Genomic DNA, 21242 nt, shown 5'->3' with positions numbered 1-21242 from the left:
GGCCGCCCCCTGTGTCGCGTGTGTCACGGGGTCAGAACTGCAGCGCCCAGGAGTCGATCTTCCCGGTGTCGTAGTTCGCGTTGTCCGTCACCCGGAGCTTCCACGTGCCGTTGGCGACCTCGGCGGAGGCGTTCACGGTGTACGTGGTGTTGATGTTGTCCGCGCTGCCGCCGGTGCCGAACGCCTTCAGCGTGTAGGCGGTGCCGTCGGGGGCGATCAGCTGGACCTGAAGGTCGCCGATGTAGGTGTGGACGATGTTCACCGGGACCTGGAGGGCCGACGGGGCGTTGCCGGAGACGCCGCTGACGGTGACCGGGGACTCGACGGTCGCGTTGTCGGCGATGGCGTAGTCGGCGGTGTTCTCGAACTTGGAGCCGGTGGGCGGCGGGGTGGTGCCGCCGCCCACGAACAGCAGCTTGTTCGGGGAGCCGGTGCCGGGGCTGGTGACCACGTTCGGGGTGGCGGCGGTGGTGAGGGCCGTGGAGACCTGCGCCGGGGTGGCCGTCGGGTTGTCGGCGAGGTAGACGGCGGCGGCACCGGCCACGTGCGGCGTGGCCATCGAGGTGCCGGAGATGGTGTTGGTGGCGGTGTCGCTGGTGTTCCAGGACGACTTGATGGAGGAGCCCGGGGCGAAGATGTCCAGGACGCTGCCGTAGTTGGAGAAGCTGGAGCGGGCGTCGCTGCTGGTCGTGGAGCCGACCGTGATGGCCTCGGCGACCCGCGCCGGCGAGTAGTTGGAGGCGTTGGAGCTGTCGTTGCCGGCCGCGACGGCGTAGGTGATGCCGGCCGCGATGGAGTTCCGGACGGCCTGGTCGAGGACGGAGTCGACGCCGCCGCCGAGGCTCATGTTGGCGACGGCCGGCTTGACCGCGTTCCGGGTCACCCAGTCGATGCCGGCGACGACCTGGTCGGTGGTGCCGGAGCCGTTGTTGTCGAGGACGCGGACGCCGACGATCTTCGCCTTCTTGGCGACGCCGTAGGAGGAGCCCGCGACCGTACCGGCGACGTGGGTGCCGTGGCCGTGCCCGTCCTGGGCGGTGTTGTCGTTGTCGATGGCGTCGTAGCCGTTGGCGGCCCGGCCGCCGAAGTCGCTGTGGCTGATGCGGACGCCGGTGTCGATGATGTACGCCGTCACGCCCTGGCCCGCGGTGTCCGGGTAGGTGTAGCTCTGGTTCAGCGGCAGCGCCTTCTGGTCGATCCGGTCCAGGCCCCAGGACGGCGGGGAGGGCTGGGTGGCGTCGACGGTGAAGACGCGGTTCTGGACCACGGACTTCACGGCGGGGTCGGCGGCGAGCTTCTTCGCCTGCGCCTCGGAGAGCTCGATCGCGTAGCCGTTCACCGCCGAGGTGTACGTCCGCTTGATGGTGGCGCCGAACTTGCCCGGGATGGCGCGGCCCTTGGCGGTCTCGGCCTGGGCCGACTCGTCGAGGGTGACGATGTAGCTGCCGGGGATGGTGCCTTCGGCGCCGGCGTTCTCGATGACGCCCTCCGCGGCCGTGGGGGCGGCCGTGGCGGGGAGGGCGGAGAGCGTGCCGAGGGTGAGCGCCGTGACGGCTATGGCCGCGGCGGTGGAGATACGGCGACGCGATGCGCGCATCACTGCCATGTGAGGTGTCCTCCTCGTGGGGGGTGCTCCCGTGGGGAGGGAGCCGAGTGACCGTCACTCACGACAGGGACATGACAAGAACACATGGGGGTCCCGCGGGGCCCGCGCCTTCCGGCCGCCCTGCCGTCGACCGAAAGATTGACCGATCCATAGGAATCACACAAGGGCGCCCGCACGGCCGCAATTTCCTTGCCACGGCGGCGACATGACCGGCGAGTAGCCTTCGGGGGGCCGCGCGCCCCCGCTCACCTGCGGGGTTCCGGCCCGGCCGGCTCGCCCTCGACTCCCCGCCCGCGTAAGGGAATTCACAAGGCCGACACGCGCCGAAGGGCCCGTCTCCGATCCCCCTGGAGACGGGCCCGCCACGGCGAGGGCGCGGCGACGCGGCTCAGAAGTCGTCGGCGCCGTTGCGGAGTTCGTGCGTCCAGTACCCGGTCTTGGCGACGGCCTCGTCGACGGCGACACCGCCCGCCGGGGCGGTCACCACGACGCTGCCCTCGGCCGGTCCGTCGGCCGCGAAGAGGTTCACGTTGAACTCCTTCACCACCTTGTTGTCCTCGTGGACGCCGCCGAGCGAGATCCGCACGTTCGCGTACGCGGGGGCACCCGGGTCCAGGACCACCGGGGCGGCCGGCTTGCTCTTGGCGACCGGCGGCACGTCCTTCGCCGTCTGGATGTCGCCGAAGGCGAGGAGCGGGTGGCCGAGGAGGGTGCAGGCGCGGCCCGAGGTGTTGGTGGCGGTCAGGACGATGTGCTCGGTGGGCACCTCGTCGGCCTTCGCCGCGGTGATCTTCACGTCGCCGTAGGCGCAGGCGGGGGCCTTGGCGTCGGTGCCGCCGCCCTTCGCCGCGTCCGCCCCGTCGCCGCCCGAGGTGCCCGCGGCGCCCGTCGCGCCGGCCGTGCCCGTCGTGCTCCGCGCGGCGGCCGGGGCGGCGGAGGCGCCGCCCTCGCCGGCCGTCGTGGCCGAGGCCGAGGCGGCCGGGGCGGCGGCGGTGGTCTCCGGCGCGGCGGCGGACGGCGCGGTCTTCGCGCTGCCGGCGTCCTTCGCCGCCGTGTCGTCTCCCCCGCAGGCGGTCAGCGAGAGCGAGGCCGCGGCGACGGCGGCGACGAGAAGGGCGGTCCTGGTGGTGCGGTGTGACGTACGCATGCTGGTGATTCCCCCGTGAGGCGTGGAGCGCTCGGTGGTGCGGTCGGTTGTTGCCGAGTACAGCCTGCGGCCCCGCGCTGCCGTCCCGCTTGCGTATCGCTAACGCCCCGCCGCGAGCCGCGCCAGCCGCTCCGCCGCCCGCGCCGAACCCTCCGGGAAACCGGCCGCCTCCGAGTCGGCGGCGGCCCGTTCCAGCTGGTGGGCCGCCTCGTCCAGGCGTCCGATGCCGGCCAGCGCCTCGCCCCGCACGATCCGCAGCTGGGCCTGGACGACGACCGCGTCGGGGGCGACGAGTTCCCCGGCGCGAAGGACGTGCGCCAGCGCCTCCTCGTACTCCCCCGCCCCCAGACAGTGCCCCGCCAGGTGCTGGAGGGTCAGCACCTGGGTGGACGGGTGCCCGATCCGGTCGGCGAGCGCGACCGCCTCCCGCATCAGCGTGCGGGCCCGGGCGCACTCGCCGGTGGCGTCGAGGACGGCCGCGTGGTTGACGACGGCGATGGCCTCGCTGATCGGGTCCCCGGCCTCCGCGGCGAGCGCCGGCGCCCGCTCCAGGTGCACGAGCGCCTGCTCGTTCCGCCCCTCCTGGTGCAGGATCCAGCCGAGCAGCGCCCGGGTACGGGACTGGGCGTCGGGGTCGCCGACCGCCTCGGCGGAGGCCAGCCCCGCCTCCAGGAGCGGGGTCCAGCCGTCCTGGAGCCGCATCAGCATCAGCGGCCAGGCCACCAGGGCCAGCCGCCAGGCCCGGTCGTGCAGCCCGAGGGCTGCGGAGGCGGCCACCGCGCCCTCCAGGGCGGGGCGTTCGGCCACGTACCAGTCGAGCGCGGCGGTCCGGCCCTCGAACTCCGGGACCGCGGCGGGCCGGCGTACGTCGGCGGGCAGCGCGTAGCACGGCTGCGAGCCGGGCTCGGCGGCGGCGTCGGCGGCCAGCCCGGTGTACAGGTAGTGGTCCAGGAGCCGGCGCAGCCCCTCCGGGTCGGCCTGCGGGGCGAGCGCGCGGGCGTAGAGGCGTACGAGGTCGTGCGGGGTCCAGCGGCCGGGCACCGCCTCCGTCAGCAGGTGGGCGGCGGCGAGCCGCTCCAGGTCCGCCGTGGCCCGCGCCGGGGTGGTGCCGGTGAGCGCGGCGGCGGCGAAGTGGTCCAGGTCCGAGCCGGTGTGCAGGCCGAGGGCGCGGAAGGCGCGGGCGGCGGAGTCGGGCAGCTGCTGCACGGTCAGGCGGAGGGCCGCGGAGACGCCGACGTCCTCGACGTCGAGGAGCGCCAGCCTGCCCTGCTCGTCGGCGAGTTCGCCGACCATCGCGCCCAGCGACCGGCCCGGCCGCTCGGCGAGCCGGGCGGCCGTCACCCGCAGCGCCAGCGGCAGCCCGTCGCAGAGCCCCGCGAGCCGGGCCGCCGCGTCCGGCTCCGCGGCGACCCGCGCCTCGCCGAGCACGGTCGCGAGGAGCGCGGTCGCGGCGTCCGGCGGCAGCTGGCCGAGCGGCACCGGGCGGGCCGCGTCGGAGGCGATCAGCCCGCCGAGCCGGTCCCGGCTGGTCACCACGGTCACGCAGTCGTCGCCGCCCGGCAGCAGCGGCCTGACCTGCTCCGAGGAGCGGGCGTTGTCGAGGACGACGAGCATCCGGCGGCCGGCGGTCAGCGTGCGGAAGAGCGCCCCGCGGCCCACCGCCGTCTCCGGCACCCGCTGCTGCGGCACGCCGAGGGCCAGCAGGAACTCCCGCAGCACGACGCCGGTTTCGGGCGCCGGGGTGTCGCTGAAGCCGCGCAGGTCGGCGAAGAGCCGCCCGTCGGGGAAGGCGGCCCGCCGCCGGTGCGCCCACTGCAGCGCGAACGCGGTCTTGCCCACCCCGGCGGGCCCGGTGACCAGGCAGACCGGCCCCTCGCCACCGCCGGCCGCCCGGTCGAGCAGCGCGGTCTCGGCCTGCCGCCCGGTGAAGCCGCGCGGCGCCCGCGGCAGCAGCTCGGGGACGACGGACGGCTCCCGCGCGGGCGGCTCGGGGACGTCGGGCACCGGGGCGAGGACCGCCCCCTGGTCCCGCAGCAGCCCGGCGTACGTCTCGCTCAGCGCCCGGCCCGGGTCGACGCCCAGCTCCTCGGCGAGCAGCCGGCGGGTGCGGTGGTACCAGTCGAGCGCGTCCGACCGGCGGCCGGCCCGGGCCAGCGCCGTCATGAGCGCGGCGGCCAGCGACTCGCGCAGCGGGTGCGCGACCGCCTCGGTCCGCAGCACGGCGGCGGCCCGGCCGTGCTCGCCCAGCTTCCCGTACGCCTCCGCCAGCGCCTCCACCGAGGAGAGCCGCAGCTCCTCCAGGGCGGTGGCGGCGGCCTCCAGCGGACCGCTCGGCACGGTGCCGGTGAGCGCGGGCCCCTGCCAGTACGCCAGCGCCTCGCGCAGCATCCGGACGCTGTCGGCGGCGTGCCGCTGCGCGCCCGCGAGCCCCACCAGCTCCTCGAAGCGATGGGCGTCGACCAGCGATTCGGGCATCCGCAGCAGATAGGCCGAGCCCTGCGTGGTGAGCTCCACCCCGTACGCCTCGGCCCCGTGCGCGGCGAGCAGCGCCCGCAGCCGCGAGACGTGCCCCTGGAGCACCGTCTTGGCGTGCGTCGGCGGCTCGTCCTCCCACAGCGCGTCCATCAGCGCCGTCACGTGCACGGCCGTGTTGGGGCGCAGCAGCAGCGCGGCCAGCAGACTGGTCCGCTTCGCCGGTCCCGGGGCGACGTCGCCGCCCTCCGTGACGACCGCGACGGACCCGAGCAGCCGGAACTCCACCCGTACCTCCGCGTTCCCTGTCCCCCGCAGCCCCGGCCCAGAGAATACGCGTCAGTCGCGCCCCGACCTGCATCGATCCCGCCCTCGGCCCGGTATGCGGCCGAAAACCGGCTTGGCGGGGCCCGCCGTCACCGGGAGGGCACGCGCGGTCCGCCGGGTGCGCCGAGCACGGACCGGTGCGCCCGCCGGACCGGCACGTCCGGATCCGCCTCGCGGGAGAGCCAGGCGCGCGCCCGTTCCAGGGCGGCCGCCCGGCCCTCCGTGGCGTCCTCGGCGAGGGAGAGTTCGTGGCCGTACGCCAGGACCGTGTCGCGGCAGCGGTAGGTGCGCGCCCCCGGCGCTGCCGGGCGCGCGGGGTGCAGGAAGTGCGCGTCCGCCAGGTCGTCGATCCGGTACCCGATGTCGTTCACGGCGGCCCCCTCCAGGGCGGCGGCCCTCTCCACGGTGATCTCCCGCCGGCCGAGGAAGCCGATCTTCCGCAGGAGCGACTCGGTGCGGGCGTCCAGGGTCCGGTAGCCGACGTCGAGCACCGTGCGGACGGTCCGGTCGCCGGCGGTCGGCTCCTCCAGCATCCGGCCGCGGTCGGCGAGCCGTTCGGCGATGCGCCGGAGGGAGACCTGGCCGCCGGCCATCCGGGCGGCGACGATCTCCAGGGCGAGCGGGAGTCCGCCGCACCGGTCGAGCACCTCCCGGGCGGCCTCGGGGTCCGCCTCCAGGGCCGGGCGCCCGACGCTCCGTTCCAGCAGTCTCCGCGCGTCGTCCCCGACGGGTCGATCCTGACCGGTTCCCAGCCCGGCCGGCTGATCTCCCAGGACGTGGTGGTGACGACGACCGCGCCCTCGTCCCCGCCGGGCAGGAGGGCCGCTTCGCGGTCACCTCGCCGTCGCCGGGCCGCTCCCCGCCCGAACCCGGCCCCGGCGCCGGCCGACCCGCCCCGACCCGGGCGGACACCGCTTCTCCTGGCCCCGGTACGGGCCCGGGGCGGGCGGCCCGAGTCCGTGCCGTACCCGTGGGATACGGTGCGACCCCCTGATCGCCGACGACGGAGTTCCCCATGTCCCTTTGGCGCAAGCCCTCTTACCTGGCGGGCGCCCTCGCGCTCACCACCGCCCTCAGCGCGTCGTTCCTCGGCCACGCGGCTCCCGACGCCGCCGCCGAGGGGACGTCCGCGACCGTCGACGACCGGGTGCTGCGGGTCTACAACAACAACATCGAGAACCTGGTGCGGAACAACGCCGACGGCACGTGCACCCGGATATCCGGCCCGGACCACCTGACGTCCGAACTCGTCGACGACAACGGCCAGACGGGAACCGCGGGCGTGAAGGCGCCCGACCTGCTGATCATCCAGCAGGTGCGCGGCCGCGGCCAGGCCGACGCGTACGCCGACCAGCTGTCCGCCAAGTTCGGGGAGCCCGCGGGCACCTACAAGGTGGTCCTCGCCGCCGAGGACCCCGAGGAGTGGGGCCTCACCCACGGCTGCAGCGACCAGTCCCTCGGCGACCTGAAGAAGAAGCAGACCAACGGCATCGTCTACAACACCAAGCGGCTCACCCTCTCCGGCACGTCGCTGTACTGGAGCGCCGGCTGGCTCAAGCCCGTCCCCGGCGTGGACCCCGCCGACGTCTACGCCGACGGCGCCGGCTGCACCCTGTACAAGCCGCCGAACAACGACGACGGCGCCGCCTACACGTACAAGTGGCGGCGCACGAGCGCCATCGCCGCCCGCTTCACCATCACGGGCACGTCGACGTCCGTGTTCGCCGCCACCATGCACCTCCCGGAGCAGAACAAGGACTTCCCCTGCGCCGGCGACGGCATCAAGGGCATCCGCGACACCGGCATCCGCATCGGCACCGACGCGACCAACCTGATGTCCGGCACCTCCATCCGCGTCGTCGGCATCGACGCCAACCGCACCGCCATCCCGGCCGACACCCTGAGCGGCTACGGCATGACCGGCTACGGCACCAAGCCGACCAGCGGCACCCGCAAGATCGACTACCTCTTCGTCCAGGGCGCCGTACGCCCCTCCCCGATCGGCCACACGGTCGACGGCACGAAGTCCAACCACAAGGCCCTGTACGCCTTCATCGACTTCTGACCCCCGCCCCATAAGCGAATGCGCCCTGCCGCCCGTCCGGGCGGCCGGGCGCATTTCGTTCGAGGCCGCTCTGGCCTCCTCGTCGCCCACCGGCACTACGCACGGTCCGGAGAGCACCCAGTTCAGGCGGGGCCTTGTTCGTACAGACATGGACAACCTCGGTGATGGTGAGCGCGCCTCAGCAACCAGAGCCATCACCTACTCGTCGGCGAGGAGCTTCGAGAGCCCCTCGCTGTCGAGGACCAGTGTCCCCGTCGTGACTCAGTTTGCGGCGGGCCACCGCCAGCGGCTTCCTCGGCGAAGACCTGCCGCGCCCGCTGACGTGCCTGCTCGGAATCTGGCCCCTTGCGGTTCTCGTAGTCCGCCAGCTACTCGGCCAGCGCCTAGCCTCGTACGCCGCGGCGTTGATCGCGGAGGACTCCCGCTTGCCCACCAGCGCACGGATCGCCTCCGGGTCCGCTCTCTGCGACGGCCCGAAGAGCGCGGCCGGGGCCCGGAAAGTCGGCTTGCACCCGACGGACAGGCGGCCGCAGATCTTTGCGTGGCAAAGTTCCGACCCCAACGACCCACCATGGGTAACCTTCCACGTACCAGGGGGACACGCGGGGACAACTCGGAAGCACTCCGGCCGGAGCCACGGCTCCGTGGTCCGTCCTGGACTTCTTCCCTCCCGAAAGGGTGACTGCTGATGATCGAGCTCGCTGATCCTGGGTTAACGACGTACGACGTAGTCCTGAGCGCCGACGACCCCGCACGAGGACCGGAACAAGGTCCCGCGGAGGTCCGCGAGCCCGCGGCCCTGGCCGGCCGCCTCCGGCTCGGCGGACCGCATGCCGTGCGGCTGACCCCCGACGAACTCGCCGCGGACCCGGAACTCGCCAGGTACGCCGAGGAACAGGCCGCCCTGTACGAACACCACCTGGTAAGGCTGTCTCTCACCTTCGTCCCCCAATCGGGCGGCCCCCGAATCAAGTTCGCCAACGTGGCCCTCCACCTCACCTCCAGCTGGGGACCGAAGCCCGTCGCCCACTCCATGGACCCGATCCGGTTGACGGACCCAGTGCAGATCGAACAGGTACGTCGCCTCGGACCGCAGCTCTCCCTGCTCGGTGCTGACGCCTCCCTCGGCGAGATGACGCGGACGGTCGGCTACACGACCAATCAGCCCTTCGTTCAGGCCCTCGACCTGGGCGGCTCGACCCCGGCCTGGGACTTCAGGCCAACCGCTGCGACCGAACTGAGCGGCACCTATCCGCTCAGCCTCGTCGTACGCTGTGGAGCGGGCACCGAGACGGAGTTGAGATGCACGGTGACGGCCGGGGTCGAGATGCCACTGCTGCGCCGGTTCAGCCGGGAACTGCCCGATCCGCTGCGACTGAAGGCGTTCCTGTGACGCCTGCGGACACGGACAGCGCCCCTCTTCGCCGACAGGAGGTGCGTGCCCTGGCGGAGGTCTACCACTCGGCGGGGCGGGCCCGGCTGATGCTGCGCGCCGCCGGATTCCCTGGGTGGGCGATCCCGGCCGGAGCGAACACCATGGGCGAGTTCTGGAGCCAGGTCTCCTCAGAGCTGGAGGGCGGGGTGATGGAGGCGGGGCGGATCCGCATCCTGGCCAAAGCGCGCGACGAGCATCCCTTCCATCCCGTGTTCGCCACGGCCAACCAAGGTCAGCTGGAACCGGCGGGGGTTCCGGCGGCGGGGAGAAAGACGGACGAGCGCCTGCGCGTGATGCTGCTGGGCGCCGAGCCCGCCCGCTACGGCACCACTAGGGCGAGCGCCGAACTGCGGGCGGCTGCAAGGGAGGAGCACGGGCGCCTGGACATGCGGCTCTTCCCGGCCGCCAGCGGTGCCGATCTGCGAGAGATTCGCTCGATCCTGCCCCATGTGCTGCATCTCGCCTGCCACGGTACGCACGATGAACTGATCCTCGAGGACGCTGCCGGCGACGCCCACCACCTGGCGGCGGACGATCTCGTCGGCACCCTGAAACTCGTCGCCGAGCACCGCGGTCACCGCCTGCGGGCACTGCTCCTGCGTTCCTGCGAGGGCCAAGAGGTGGCCGAGCGCTTCATGCCGTACGCGGATGTCGTCATCGCCCACCAGGGCAGGCTGGACGCCGAGTGCTCCGTCCTCTTCGCCGCCGCCTTCTACCGCGAACTCGCTGCCTCCCCCCACTCACCCGACGCGCGAGCCATCGAGTCCGCCGCCCACTTCGCGGTCCAGGACACCGTCAACCAGGCCGCCCCGTGCCGCAGTGTCCAGACCCAGCTCATCGTTCTGCCCCGCACGACGTGAACTACCCGCAGCACTGATCCACGTCTCGCACAGGAGCCGTCATGCCAATCAACGACTCGTCCGAGTTTCCCTCGTCGGACGACGTATCCGACGAGGAAGCGACTCGCCCGGCCCCTCTCTGGGACATCTCACAGGAGGACTGGGAGGAACTGCGCGCGGGGCTGAGCGACGCGTATCAGGATTCCGGAGCCAGGACGAGGTTCATGCGCGACCTGAAATTCCCGCCCAACGAACTACCTCCGTCCGCATCGAGCCAGGCAGACTTCTGGGAGCACGTCCGGGAGCGTTGCGAGTCGGGAGCCGTGTCGCTGGGCTGGCGAGACTTCGCCGAGCGCGCGAACCGTGACCAGACGGCCGCACACCAGACGGTCTTCACCCGGCTGGGCGGTGCCGTTGATCTCTCCCCCGACGTGGAACCTCTCGTCGAACCCCCGGAGGAGCCGGCCGATCCCCGGATCGGCGCCTTGGTGCCCACCATCCGTGGCTACGGCGAACTGCTCCCCGCCGGAGACCGCCCGGAGCTGCGGAGCGCGCTGCTGGAGAGTTGGGAGGAACGGCTCGGCTCCTGGGCCGAACTGTCCGACTTCCAGAAACATTTGCTCATTCTGTGCCGGGAGATCATCGACCATCGAGGGTTAGGTCTCGTGTACGCAGTCACCAACAGCGGCAAGACCACCCTGGCCCGGTTCGGCATGACCATGGCGGTCAACTCAGGGAAGACGTCGATGATGCTGCTGCCGATCAAGGCTCTGGTGACCCAGGAGCACTCCGAGTGGCAAGTACTCCAGGACAGCAGCCCGGACATGAAGGGCCTGCGGGTCTACCCGGCCTCGCGGGACTACCCGGAGAACGACCGGCCGGTTGGGGCAGGCTCGTACGACGTCGCACTGGCCATCTACGAGAAACTCGGGGTCTATCTGGTGCACCGGCTGTCGCCGCTGCGCCGCAGTGCCCTCGTCGTGGTGGACGAACTCCAGATGCTGGCGGAGCAGAGCGAGCGGGCCGCGAAGCTGGAGGCCCTGCTCACATTGGTGAAGATGCTCCCCCGGGACCAGCAGCCCGCTCTCCTCGGCCTGTCGGCCGCGCTCTCGCCTGCGGCGGGAGAGACGCTGGAACGCTGGCTCGGGCACGACCGCCTGCTCCGGAAGCACTTCACCAACGTGCGACCGGTGCCACTCGACACCTATGTGGTGGGTCCACGGCGCTGGCTTGTGCAGGAGAGGGCCCATCTGCTGAGCATGCCCGGAGACCACCAGCCGCCCCCACCTCCCTACGAACAGGATCACGAACTCGGCAACATCCGCGACAAGCACGCCAAGGCCCTGTCCCTGCGTTTCGAGGGGCTTCCCGGAAGCAGGCTCTCCACCGCGCCGCTCGCGGCCGCCTTGGTCGTCCAGACCTTGATCAAGGATCGGGACAAGCGGATCATCGTCTTCGTCCCCGGTCGCACCATCGCGCAGAACCTCGCACTGGCCATTCAGGACCTGCTGCAGGCGACCAGCAGTCAGAAGCCGGTCAGCAGGCGTGGTTCCCCCTGGCACGTCGGCCGGTACCACGGGCCCGAGTCGCAGGCCAGGGACGAGGCGGGCCGTCTCTACGAGAAGCTCAGGAACTCTGATCTTCCCCTGTACGACCTGGTCATGCGGGGTCTGCGGCACGGCGTCGCCTTCCACACGGCGGCCCTGGCGCCCACCCTGCGACGCCAAGTGGAGGACGAGTTCAGGGAGCCCGATGGGCTGCTGCGGGTCATCGTGGCCACGGACACCCTGGCCGTGGGCCTCAACCTGCCCGCCGACGTCGTCATCGCAACGAGCGTGTCTGGCTGGGGCGGTGAGGGGGCCAACCGGATACGGCGCCTCCTGCCGGCGGCCGATCTGGACAACAAGGGTGGACGGGCTGGGAGGCGACTCGGGAAAACGGTGACGGACCAGCTCGGGAAGTTCTACATCCTCGTCCCATCCCCGAAGGATCTCCAGGAAATCGACGGACTGGTCCCGGAGCAGGTCAAGGCACTCTCGACCGAGGAGGGCGTGTACCGGACCTTCGTCGCGAGCTCCGAACGCTCGCTCAGAGTCCGGTCACAATTCCGCGACACGCTCCAGATCAGCGGTCTGGTCCTCCAGGTGCTCTGCCAGGGACGCAGTGGGCTCACCCGGCGGCAGTGGCTCGCTCGGGTGACGGAGATCATCGCCGGACTCCTGATCTCCTACGAACCAGACTCCCCGGACATCCCCGAAGCCGAGGACGTGCTGCGGGAACTCGAGACTCGGGACCTGATCGTGTTCAGCGAGGGCGAGGGGTACCGGGGCGGTGAAGAGGTGCTGTCGCTGTCCCCCCTCGGGCAAGCGCTCGGTCAGTCGGGTCTGGAACTGGACGACGCGGCGGAACTGCAGCACCTCGCGCGCCTCGCGATCGAGAACAAGGGCCACCTCGACCTGCTGTGGCACGCGTTCAAGGCCCGGTCCGTGCAGCGGATCACCGCCTGGGTGGCGTTGCCGGGACAGCCCACGAGCAACCACATGCCCTCACTCAAAGGAGCCGTGCTTACCCTCCTGTGCGCACACTGTCTGCCGGACGACTCGGCCGAGGCACCGACGAAGCGTCACTTCTCCCTTCGCTACATCGCTGCCAGAGGGCCAGCCGTACCAGAGCGACTGCTCAACGCAAACAACCAACACATCTCCGACGAGTTGCGCCAGCTCCTGACCATTGACGAGGACGCGCTGACGATGGAGGACGCCAACGCGCTCCTGCGAGCGGTCGTCGCGTGGGAGTGGCTGAACGGGACTCCATACGACGAGATGGCCAAGCGAATCGGGGGCGTGGTCCAGTCATCCGAGCAGCCCGACCGCGGCAAACGGAGGGCACCGTCGGTCAAGCTGTACTACGCGGACGTCGAGCAGCTCTGCGAACAGGTCGCGGGGTACCTGCGCGCCGCAGCCGAACTCTGCGTGGGCGACGACGGGTCCGACCACTCCTTCCGCATGCACGCGCTCGCGCAGCGCGTCGAATCGGGGCTGCCGACTTGGCTCGCGCGTGTCTCGAAAATGCGGATCCCCTCGCTGCACCGCGAACGCCTCGCAAAGCTGGCCGACGGAGAGGAACTGACCCCTCTGTCCGACCTCGTGAACGCCGACGTCATCAAGGCGGTGCTCGACGAGCAGGAGCGCGAGCTCGTCCGAAAGACCATCGAGAGCCGGATGGAGGACGAGCGGAAACAGCTCGAGCGGGTCGGCGGCGAGGTGGCCGGAGAGACCATTCCGGGCACCGAGGGCGAGACCTTCACGGAGCTCTCGGACGACCTCGACAATGCGGAGACGGCCAAGGAGTATCTGGACCGGCTCTGCGAGACCGTGCGGGACATGGGCGTGGACGCCACGGAGACGGCGATGGAAGGCGCGTTCGCCATGTCCGTCTGGACCGCGCCCGGCACCGGGGCCACCGTCGAGATCATGGTGCCCAAGCAGTTCTCGCTCACGGCCGACGGGGCGAAGGCCGTGGCACAGCGGCCCGCCCGGGTCATCGTACGGAGCGCGGACGCCGGCGCGCGGAGGGTACTGGAGGAGCAGGGCACCCAGGCCCGGTTCGTAACCATGGAATACGTGCTCCAGAGCCTGGCGCATCTCGTCCAGGATCTCCAGCACGCCTTCTCGCCGGACCATGTGGTCGAGGAGCTGCGTAAAATTCGGGTCTCGTCGATCGGAAGAGATTGGTGACCGCCCGTGCACCCCTGTGGGGTGCACGGGCGGAGGTGGGGGCAGCTGAGTCGCGGAGAGCGATACCAGCCACCTGCCAGAGAGCCTCGTACGCGCCAGATAGGCAGGCCAGGGCCTCGCGGGCGCGGCGGGTGAGATCGGCGGCGCTGGTGGACCGCGAAGTGGAGCGGATCGAGGTGACGCCTTGCGGGTGCGGTCGGAGGTCATGCCCCCATGAGGACCAGGGCCTGGGTCCAGGCGGCAACCGCCTCGTCGGCGCGGGCCTGGGCAGCGAGGCTGTCGCCGAGGTCGGCGTGAGCGAGGGCGTGGACCCGCTTGTACTGCTCCAGGCCCCGAAGAAGATCGTGCCCCTGGCCGTCGAGCAGGTGCGGACGCTGTCCGAGGAGATACCCGCCCGGTTCAAGGGCCTCGTACTGCTGGGCGCCGCGACCGGGCTCCGCCCCGGCGAGCTCTTCGGCCTTCAGCTCCGGCACGTGGACCTGCTGCACGCGACCGTCTCGGTCGAGCAGCAGATCCAGCAGACCGCCAAGCACGGCGTGTACGTATGCCCGCCCAAGACCGCTCGCTCGCACCGCACGGTCCCGCTCCCCCGCATGGCGGTGGATGCGATGAAGGCCCACCTGCGGGACTTCCCCGCCGATGGGCCGGAGGGCTGGATCTTCACGGCACCGCAAGGCGGACCCGTGGTCTACACGCACTTCATGGCGGTCCCTGGCGGCCCGCCTGCGCGAAGGCCGGCATAGCGAAGGGCGCCGGACCCCACGCCGTCCGGCACCACTACGCCAGCCTGCTGATCAAGCCCGGCGAGTCCGTGAAGACGGTCTCCGAGCGCCTCGGCCACACCAACGCGGCCATGACGCTGAACATCTACACCCACCTGTGGCCCGACTCCGAGGAGCGGACCCGGGCAGCCGTCGACAAGGCGTACGCGGACCGGTCCGCCGATGCCCAGCCGCAGGTCGACGAAGCGGCGTAGCCGTTCCCCCGCGCGCTGGCCGAAGTCGGCACGCGGCGGACTCTGTGCGGACCGCAAAGGCCGCCCAACCCGCTCCGTCGCAGGTCAGACGGCCTTTCGCCGAACGTATTAGACGTTGAAGCGGAACTCCACCACGTCGCCGTCCTGCATGACGTACTCCTTGCCCTCCATGCGGGCCTTGCCGGCGGCGCGGGCTTCGGCGACGGAGCCGGTCTCGACGAGGTCGGCGAAGGAGATGACCTCGGCCTTGATGAAGCCCTTCTGGAAGTCGGTGTGGATGACACCGGCCGCCTCGGGGGCCGTGGCGCCCTTCTTGATCGTCCAGGCGCGGGACTCCTTCGGGCCCGCCGTGAGGTAGGTCTGGAGGCCGAGGGTGTCGAAGCCGACGCGGGCGAGGATGGCCAGGCCGGGCTCCTCGGCGCCGACGGACTCCAGGAGCTCCATGGCGTCGGCCTCGTCCAGCTCGGCGAGGTCCGCCTCCAGCTTGGCGTTGAGGAAGATCGCCTCGGCCGGGGCGACCAGGGCGCGCTGCTCGTCCTTGAAGGCGTCGTCGGTGAGCTCGTCCTCGTCGACGTTGAAGACGTAGAGGAAGGGCTTGGTGGTGAGGAGGTGGAGGTCGTGGAGGAGCTCCGCCTTCTCCGAGCCCTGGACGATGCCCTGCGAGAAGAGGGTGTCGCCGCGCTCCAGGATCTCCTTCGCCGCCTCGACGGCCGCGACCTTGGGGGCCACGTCCTTCTTGATGCGGGCCTCCTTCGCCAGGCGCGGGAGGACCTTCTCGATGGTCTGGAGGTCGGCGAGGATCAGCTCGGTGTTGATCGTCTCGATGTCGTCCTTCGGCGAGACCTTGCCGTCGACGTGCACGACGTTCTCGTCCTTGAACGCGCGGATGACCTGGCAGATCGCGTCGGACTCGCGGATGTTCGCCAGGAACTTGTTGCCCAGGCCCTCGCCCTCGCTCGCGCCGCGCACGATGCCGGCGATGTCGACGAAGTCGACCGTGGCGGGGAGGATGCGCTGCGAGCCGAAGATCTCGGCCAGCTTCTGCAGGCGGGCGTCGGGGACGCCGACGACGCCGACGTTCGGCTCGATCGTGGCGAACGGGTAGTTGGCCGCCAGCACGTCGTTCTTGGTCAGGGCGTTGAACAGGGTCGACTTGCCGACATTCGGCAGGCCGACGATTCCGATCGTGAGCGACACGGTGGCGACTTCCCTAGATACGGATGATGGGTCGATCCCCCAGTTTACGGGGGGTCCGGCCCGGCCCTCACCGGCCGCCGGCGACGGACTCCGGCCGACTTCGCTCGAACTGCGGCCCGACGTCACCCGTAGGGCGTGTCCCGGCCGGGTCCCGCCGCCGGGTCGACCTACGTTGGTGAGGTGGAGCAGCACAGGACAAGTCAGCCGCAAGGCCGCCGACGGCCCCAGCCCCCTCTCACGCCGCCCGGCGCACTGGTGGAGGTGGAGGGGGGCACGGCCGGCGCGGCCACCGTCTACCGGGTCGGCACCCCGGCCGCCGCGCGGCGGCCCGCACCCGTCGTGCAGGCGCTGCGGCGGCTGCCCGCGCCGCGGCTCACCGGGCTCGGCGCGGGGCTCTTCGCCGCGGCCGCGATGCTCGTGGTCGGCTTCCTGGACTGGCTGGTCCTGGACGGGTCGCCGCTGGCGTTCGGGCTGCTGTTCCTGCCGGTGAGCGCACTGACCGCGCTCTGGGTGCGGACCGCCGACCTGGTGACCGCGCCGATCGCGGTGCCGATCGCCTTCGCCGTCGGCGTCGTGCCGATCGCGGGCGGCACCGGCGGCTTCGGCGGCCAGGCGATGGCCGTGGTCACCGCGCTCGCCGTGCACGCCGGCTGGCTGTACGGGGGCACGCTGATCGCCGGCGTCATCGCGAGCGTACGGAAGGCGCGGGACATGGGCCGGCGGCGGCGTCGGCCCGCGGGGGCCCCGTCGCGGCCGCCGTCCGCGGCTCCGCGGGGCCGGACCGGCGCCGGGCCCGCCGCCCGCCCCGACCGGGCCCCCGCGCGCGGCCGGCGCCCGGCCCCGTAGCCGTACACCTCCCCGGCGGAAGGCCGCCATCGGCCGACGTCAGCGGGAGGCCGCCATCGCCGCGCCGACGATCCCCGCGTCGTTGCGCAGTTCCGCGGGGACGATCTCGGCGCGGATGCCGTCGAGGTAGGGCAGGAACCTGTCCGCCTTGCGGCTGACTCCCCCGCCGAGGATGAACAGCTCCGGGGAGAAGAGCATCTCGACGTGGGCCAGGTACTTGCGGAGCCGCTTGGTGGCCCAGTGCTCCCAGCTGAGCTCCTCGTCCTCGCGGGCCTTCGAGGAGGCGCGCTTCTCGGCGTCGTACCCCTTGAGCTCCAGGTGGCCGAGCTCGGTGTTGGGGACGAGCCGGCCGTCGGTGAAGACGGCGGAGCCGATGCCGGTGCCGAGGGTCAGCAGGATGACCGTGCCGGTGCGGCCGCGGCCGGCGCCGAAGGTCATCTCGGCGACGCCCGCCGCGTCGGCGTCGTTGAGGACGGTGACCGGGAGCCCGCCGACGGCCTCGCCGATGAGCGCGCCGGCGTCGGTGCCGATCCAGGCCGGGTCGACGTTGGCGGCGGTACGGACCGTGCTGCCGGTGACGACGCCGGGGAAGGTGACGCCGACCGGGCCGTCCCAGCCGAAGTGCGCCACGACCTCCGCGACGCGGCCCGCGACGTCCCGGGGCGTCGCGGGCCGCGGGGTGAGGACCTTGTGCCGCTCCTCGGCCAGGGCGCCCCGGACCAGGTCCACGGGGGCGCCCTTGATGCCGGAACCGCCGATGTCCACTCCGAAGACGTTCATGGACCCAAGCTAACCGGCGGGGGCGGGTCCTACTCCTTGACGAGCTCGGCGGCCTCGGCGCGCAGGTCGCGGCGGAGCTCCTTCGGGAGCGAGAAGGTGAGGGTCTCGTCGGCGGTCTTGACGAGCTCCACGTCGACGTAGCCGCGCTGCGCCAGCCACTCCAGGACCTCCTGGACCAGCACGTCGGGGACGGAGGCGCCGGAGGAGAGCCCGACCGAGGTCACGCCCTCCAGCCACGCCTCGTCGATCTCGCTCGCGAAGTCCACCAGGTGGGCGGCGGGGACGCCGGCCTGCTTGGCGACCTCGACCATGCGGATCGAGTTCGAGGAGTTCTTGGAGCCGACGACGATGACGAGCTCGGCCTGGCCGGCCAGCTCCTTGATCGCGGTCTGGCGGTTCTGCGTGGCGTAGCAGATGTCGTCCGACGGCGGGGAGATCAGCTGCGGGAACTTGTCCTTGAGGGCGTCGACCGTCTCCATGGTCTCGTCGACCGAGAGGGTGGTCTGGGAGAGCCAGACGACCCGGGAGGGGTCGCGGACCTCGACCTTGGCGACGTCCTCGGGGCCGTCGACGAGCTGGATGTGGTCGGGGGCCTCGCCGGAGGTGCCGATGACCTCCTCGTGGCCCTCGTGGCCGATGAGGAGGATGTCGAAGTCCTCCTTGGCGTACCGGATGGCCTCCTTGTGGACCTTGGTGACCAGCGGGCAGGTCGCGTCGATCGTCGCGAGCCGGCCCTGGCGGGCCTCCTCGTGGACGGTCGGGGCGACGCCGTGCGCGGAGAACATCACGATGTTGCCCGGCGGGACCTCGGTGGCCTGGTCGACGAAGATCGCGCCCTTCCGCTCCAGGGTCTGGACGACGTACTTGTTGTGGACGATCTCGTGGCGGACGTAGACGGGGGCCCCGTACTGCTCCAGGGCCTTCTCCACGGCGATCACGGCACGGTCCACGCCCGCGCAGTAGCCGCGGGGAGCGGCGAGCAGGACACGCTTCGGGCGGTTGGTCGCGGGCGTTGCAGTCATGCGTCCCATCGTAAGGCCGCGTCGGTGACCGTCTGGAGCCCGGCTGTGTCCGAAACTGACGCCATGGCTGAGAACGCGCAGGTGGACGGGGCGACGACGGGACCGGACCACACGAGGCTCCGCCGGACGCTCGGCTTCCGCGACCTGGTCGTGTACGGACTGCTGTTCATCGCCCCGATGGCGCCGGTCGGCGTCTTCGGCACGCTGGACGCCAAGTCGCACGGCGCGGTCGCACTGGTGTACGTCGTGGCGACGGTGGCCATGGCGTTCACGGCCTTCAGCTACGCGCAGATGGTCCGGGTCGCCCCGCAGGCCGGCTCGGTCTTCGCGTACGCGCGCAAGGGTCTGGGCGAGGGGTTCGGTTTCGTCGCCGGCTGGATGGCGATGCTCGACTACCTGCTGATCCCGGCCGTCGCCTACCTCTTCGCGGGGATCGCGATGGAGGCGCTGGTGCCGGAGGTGCACCGGTGGGTGTGGACGGGGATCGCGGTGGTGGTGACGACCCTGCTCAACCTGTGGGGGGTGCGGGCGGCGGCCCGGGTCGGCTTCGCGGTGCTCGCGATGGAGATCGTGGTGCTGCTGGTCTTCGTGGTGTCGGCGGTGGTGGTGCTGGTACGGGACGGGGCGCAGCGCGACTGGTGGTCGCCGCTCGCCGGCGACGGGACCTTCTCGCTCGCGGCGGTGATCGGCGCGGTGTCGGTGGCGGTCCTGTCGTACCTGGGCTTCGACGCGATCGCCGCCTTCGCGGAGGAGGTGACCGGGGGGTCGGCGAAGGTGGCCCGGGCGCTGCTCTTCTGTCTGGTTCTGGCCGGTGCGCTCTTCGTGGCCCAGACGTGGCTGGTGGCGCTGCTCGAACCGGTCTCCTCGGCGGAGCTGGCGGCCGATCCGGCGAAGCAGGGGTCCGCCTTCTACGACGCGGTGGACGCCTCGGTCGGCGGGTGGCTGCACGATCTGGTCGCGGTGTCGAAGGCGATCGGCGCGGCCTTCGCGGCGCTGGCCGGGCAGGCGGCGGGCGGGCGGCTGCTCTTCGCGATGGGCCGGGAGGGGCGGCTGCCGCACGCGCTGGCGCGGACCGACTCGGGCGTGCCGCGGGTGGCGCTGCTCGTGTCGGCGGCGGTGACGATGGTCGCGGCGGTGTGGGCGGCGCGGCGGGACGACGGCCTGGACCACCTGGTGTCGGTGGTGGACGTGGGCGCGCTGACGGCGTTCGTGCTGCTGCACGCGAGCGTGGTGGGCTGGTTCGCGGTGCGGCGGGCGGAGGGCGAGCCGCACTGGCTGAAGCACGTCGTGCTGCCGGTGGTCGGCGCGGCGATCCTGGTCGCGGTGATCGTGGAGGCGTCGCCGGCGGCGCAGTTGGTCGGCGTGATCTGGCTGGGCGTGGGCCTGGTGGTGCTGGCGGTGCAGGGGGCGGGGCGGCGGCCGGCGGGGCAGTGAGCGCCCCGCCCCGGCGGGTTTCCCGGGGCACCTTCCCGGGCGGCCCCCTCGGCGGCTTCCGGGAGGCGGGCGGTGTCGTCCGGGCCGATCGCGGGCGCGCCGATGACGTTGTCGGAGGGCGCGGTTACGCTCGGTGCATGGGTCTGACTACGTCCGCCGAAGCGCCGCTGCCCGTGGGTGAGGTCTCCCGGATGATCGGGGGATGGATCGACCGGCTGGGGGCGATCTGGGTCGAGGGGCAGATCACGCAGCTCTCGCGCCGCCCCGGTGCCGGGGTGGTCTTCCTGACGCTGCGGGATCCCTCGTACGACATCTCCATCGGGGTGACCTGCTACCGGCAGGTCTTCGACGCGGTGGCCGACGTCGTCTCGGAGGGCGCCCGGGTCGTCGTGCACGCCAAGCCGGAGTGGTACGCGCCGCGCGGACAGCTGTCGCTGCGGGCGGTGGAGATCAAGCCGGTGGGGATCGGCGAGCTGTTGGCGCGGCTCGAACAGCTGAAGCGGGGGCTGGCGGCCGAGGGGCTGTTCGCGCTCGACCGGAAGAAGCCGCTGCCGTTCCTGCCGGGGCTGATCGGTCTGGTCTGCGGCCGGGCGTCGGCGGCCGAGCGGGACGTGCTGGAGAACGCGCGGCGCAGATGGCCCGCGGTCCGCTTCGAGGTGCGGAACGTGCCGGTGCAGGGCGTGAAGGCGGTGCCGCAGGTGATCGCGGCGGTCCGGGAGCTGGACGCGCACGAGGACGTGGACGTGATCGTGGTCGCCCGGGGCGGCGGCAGCGTCGAGGACCTGCTGCCGTTCTCGGACGAGCAGCTGATCCGCGCCGTGGCCGCGTGCCGGACGCCGGTGGTGTCCGCGATCGGGCACGAGCCGGACTCGCCGCTGCTGGACCTGGTGGCGGACCTGCGGGCCTCGACGCCGACCGACGCGGCGAAGAAGGTCGTCCCGGACGTGGGCGAGGAGCTGGACCGGGTGCGCGGGCTGCGCGACCGGGCGCTGCGGACGGTCCGGGGGCTGCTGGACCGCGAGGAGCGGGGGCTCGCGCACGCGCTGGCCCGGCCGGTGATGGAGCACCCGCAGCGGATGGTGGAGGTCCGGGAGGACGAGCTGGACGCCCTGCTGGCGCGCAGCCGGCGGGTCCTCGGGCACCTCCTCGATCGGGCGGACTCGGAGCTGGCGCACACCCGCGCGCGGGTCCGGGCGCTCTCCCCGGCGGCGACGCTGGAGCGCGGCTACGCGGTGCTCCAGCGCGCGGACGGGGCGGTGGTCCGCGCGGCCGACGAGGTCGCGGAGGGCGAGGAGCTGCGGGCCCGGGTGGCGGACGGCACGTTCACCGTGCGGCGCGTCTAGGAGCCGTCCGGGGCGG

General features: G+C 72.2%; 16 protein-coding genes and 1 pseudogene. 9 read left to right on the top strand and 8 right to left on the bottom strand.

What is annotated here, in order from left to right:
- Window positions 1-31 precede the first annotated feature (31 nt).
- The 4 genes from ABFY03_RS24515 to ABFY03_RS24500 all read right to left on the bottom strand — a co-directional run bounded on the left by ABFY03_RS24515 (window position 32) and on the right by ABFY03_RS24500 (window position 6199).
- A complete protein-coding gene (locus tag ABFY03_RS24515) occupies window positions 32-1606 on the bottom strand; it encodes a S8 family peptidase (RefSeq protein ID WP_346170857.1) in 1575 nt (524 codons plus the stop codon).
- A gap of 388 nt (window positions 1607-1994) precedes the next feature.
- The gene (locus ABFY03_RS24510; RefSeq protein ID WP_346170856.1) at window positions 1995-2753 is read right to left on the bottom strand and encodes a DUF4232 domain-containing protein; all 759 of its coding nucleotides are present in this window, start codon (window positions 2751-2753) and stop codon (window positions 1995-1997) included.
- Window positions 2754-2852: 99 nt separating this feature from the next.
- Complete coding sequence (locus ABFY03_RS24505) at window positions 2853-5513, bottom strand: AfsR/SARP family transcriptional regulator (protein ID WP_346170855.1); 2661 nt, start codon at window positions 5511-5513, stop codon at window positions 2853-2855.
- A gap of 128 nt (window positions 5514-5641) precedes the next feature.
- Window positions 5642-6199, bottom strand: coding sequence for a hypothetical protein (locus ABFY03_RS24500; protein WP_346170854.1), 558 nt, complete (start codon window positions 6197-6199; stop codon window positions 5642-5644).
- Window positions 6200-6567: 368 nt separating this feature from the next.
- Here ABFY03_RS24500 and ABFY03_RS24495 point away from each other — a divergent pair, with 368 nt between their 5' ends.
- The 4 genes from ABFY03_RS24495 (at window position 6568) to ABFY03_RS24475 (ending at window position 13628) form a co-directional block, all read left to right on the top strand.
- The gene (locus ABFY03_RS24495) at window positions 6568-7617 is read left to right on the top strand and encodes a hypothetical protein (protein ID WP_319012386.1); all 1050 of its coding nucleotides are present in this window, start codon (window positions 6568-6570) and stop codon (window positions 7615-7617) included.
- A gap of 688 nt (window positions 7618-8305) precedes the next feature.
- Entirely contained in the window at window positions 8306-9010 is a 705-nt protein-coding gene (locus ABFY03_RS24485) for a hypothetical protein (protein WP_346170853.1), read from the top strand.
- Window positions 8920-9912, top strand: a complete 993-nt coding sequence (locus tag ABFY03_RS24480) for an effector-associated domain EAD1-containing protein (RefSeq protein WP_346170852.1) — start codon at window positions 8920-8922, stop codon at window positions 9910-9912. The genes ABFY03_RS24485 and ABFY03_RS24480 overlap by 91 nt, the downstream gene beginning before the upstream one ends.
- Before the next feature lie 41 nt (window positions 9913-9953).
- Window positions 9954-13628 carry a DEAD/DEAH box helicase gene (locus tag ABFY03_RS24475; RefSeq protein ID WP_346170851.1) on the top strand — a complete coding sequence of 1225 codons (3675 nt, stop codon included), beginning with the start codon at window positions 9954-9956 and terminating at the stop codon, window positions 13626-13628.
- Between the two features lie 106 nt (window positions 13629-13734).
- On the opposite strand, the pseudogene ABFY03_RS24470 reads toward ABFY03_RS24475, so the two are convergent.
- Window positions 13735-13954, bottom strand: a pseudogene (locus ABFY03_RS24470) (tetratricopeptide repeat protein); the annotation flags it as partial.
- On the opposite strand from ABFY03_RS24470, the gene ABFY03_RS24465 reads away from it, so the two are divergent.
- Both ABFY03_RS24465 and ABFY03_RS24460 read left to right on the top strand, forming a co-directional pair.
- On the top strand, window positions 13922-14371 hold the full coding sequence (locus ABFY03_RS24465) for a tyrosine-type recombinase/integrase (RefSeq protein WP_346170850.1): 450 nt from the start codon (window positions 13922-13924) through the stop codon (window positions 14369-14371). The pseudogene ABFY03_RS24470 and the gene ABFY03_RS24465 sit on opposite strands and share 33 nt — an antisense overlap.
- Window positions 14281-14604, top strand: coding sequence for a tyrosine-type recombinase/integrase (locus tag ABFY03_RS24460; RefSeq protein ID WP_346172295.1), 324 nt, complete (start codon window positions 14281-14283; stop codon window positions 14602-14604). Before ABFY03_RS24465 ends, ABFY03_RS24460 begins: the two co-directional genes overlap by 91 nt.
- Window positions 14605-14712: 108 nt before the next feature.
- Here ABFY03_RS24460 and ychF read toward each other — a convergent pair whose 3' ends face one another.
- Window positions 14713-15801, bottom strand: coding sequence for a redox-regulated ATPase YchF (ychF, locus tag ABFY03_RS24455; protein WP_319012380.1), 1089 nt, complete (start codon window positions 15799-15801; stop codon window positions 14713-14715).
- Between the two features lie 261 nt (window positions 15802-16062).
- On the opposite strand from ychF, the gene ABFY03_RS24450 reads away from it, so the two are divergent.
- Window positions 16063-16647 carry a DUF6542 domain-containing protein gene (locus tag ABFY03_RS24450; protein WP_386723650.1) on the top strand — a complete coding sequence of 195 codons (585 nt, stop codon included), beginning with the start codon at window positions 16063-16065 and terminating at the stop codon, window positions 16645-16647.
- Window positions 16648-16686: 39 nt separating this feature from the next.
- On the opposite strand, the gene ppgK is transcribed toward ABFY03_RS24450, so the two are convergent.
- Together ppgK and ABFY03_RS24440 are read right to left on the bottom strand one after the other, a co-directional pair.
- A complete protein-coding gene (gene ppgK, locus ABFY03_RS24445) occupies window positions 16687-17427 on the bottom strand; it encodes a polyphosphate--glucose phosphotransferase (RefSeq protein ID WP_346170849.1) in 741 nt (246 codons plus the stop codon).
- A gap of 29 nt (window positions 17428-17456) precedes the next feature.
- On the bottom strand, window positions 17457-18458 hold the full coding sequence (locus tag ABFY03_RS24440) for a 4-hydroxy-3-methylbut-2-enyl diphosphate reductase (RefSeq protein WP_319012378.1): 1002 nt from the start codon (window positions 18456-18458) through the stop codon (window positions 17457-17459).
- Window positions 18459-18512: 54 nt separating this feature from the next.
- On the opposite strand from ABFY03_RS24440, the gene ABFY03_RS24435 reads away from it, so the two are divergent.
- Together ABFY03_RS24435 and xseA are read left to right on the top strand one after the other, a co-directional pair.
- Entirely contained in the window at window positions 18513-19883 is a 1371-nt protein-coding gene (locus ABFY03_RS24435) for an APC family permease (RefSeq protein ID WP_346170848.1), read from the top strand.
- A gap of 137 nt (window positions 19884-20020) precedes the next feature.
- Complete coding sequence (gene xseA, locus ABFY03_RS24430; protein ID WP_319012376.1) at window positions 20021-21226, top strand: exodeoxyribonuclease VII large subunit; 1206 nt, start codon at window positions 20021-20023, stop codon at window positions 21224-21226.
- The last annotated feature ends 16 nt before the right edge of the window (window positions 21227-21242 follow it).

The sequence above is a fragment of the Streptomyces roseofulvus genome, assembly GCF_039534915.1.
Classification (GTDB): Bacteria; Actinomycetota; Actinomycetes; order Streptomycetales; family Streptomycetaceae; genus Streptomyces; species Streptomyces roseofulvus.
The sequence above is the reverse complement of the archived record's forward strand: the minus strand, read 5'-3'. Positions and strand labels throughout refer to the sequence as shown.

Coding starts and splice junctions, on each gene's coding strand:
- ABFY03_RS24435 (WP_346170848.1), top strand. CDS start 18,513: ATGGCTGAGAACGCGCAGGTGGACGGGGCGACGACGGGACCGGACCAC.
- xseA (WP_319012376.1), top strand. CDS start 20,021: ATGGGTCTGACTACGTCCGCCGAAGCGCCGCTGCCCGTGGGTGAGGTC.
- ABFY03_RS24440 (WP_319012378.1), bottom strand. CDS start 18,458: ATGGGACGCATGACTGCAACGCCCGCGACCAACCGCCCGAAGCGTGTC.
- ABFY03_RS24515 (WP_346170857.1), bottom strand. CDS start 1,606: ATGGCAGTGATGCGCGCATCGCGTCGCCGTATCTCCACCGCCGCGGCC.
- ABFY03_RS24475 (WP_346170851.1), top strand. CDS start 9,954: ATGCCAATCAACGACTCGTCCGAGTTTCCCTCGTCGGACGACGTATCC.
- ABFY03_RS24495 (WP_319012386.1), top strand. CDS start 6,568: ATGTCCCTTTGGCGCAAGCCCTCTTACCTGGCGGGCGCCCTCGCGCTC.
- ABFY03_RS24510 (WP_346170856.1), bottom strand. CDS start 2,753: ATGCGTACGTCACACCGCACCACCAGGACCGCCCTTCTCGTCGCCGCC.
- ppgK (WP_346170849.1), bottom strand. CDS start 17,427: ATGAACGTCTTCGGAGTGGACATCGGCGGTTCCGGCATCAAGGGCGCC.
- ABFY03_RS24480 (WP_346170852.1), top strand. CDS start 8,920: ATGCACGGTGACGGCCGGGGTCGAGATGCCACTGCTGCGCCGGTTCAG.
- ABFY03_RS24485 (WP_346170853.1), top strand. CDS start 8,306: ATGATCGAGCTCGCTGATCCTGGGTTAACGACGTACGACGTAGTCCTG.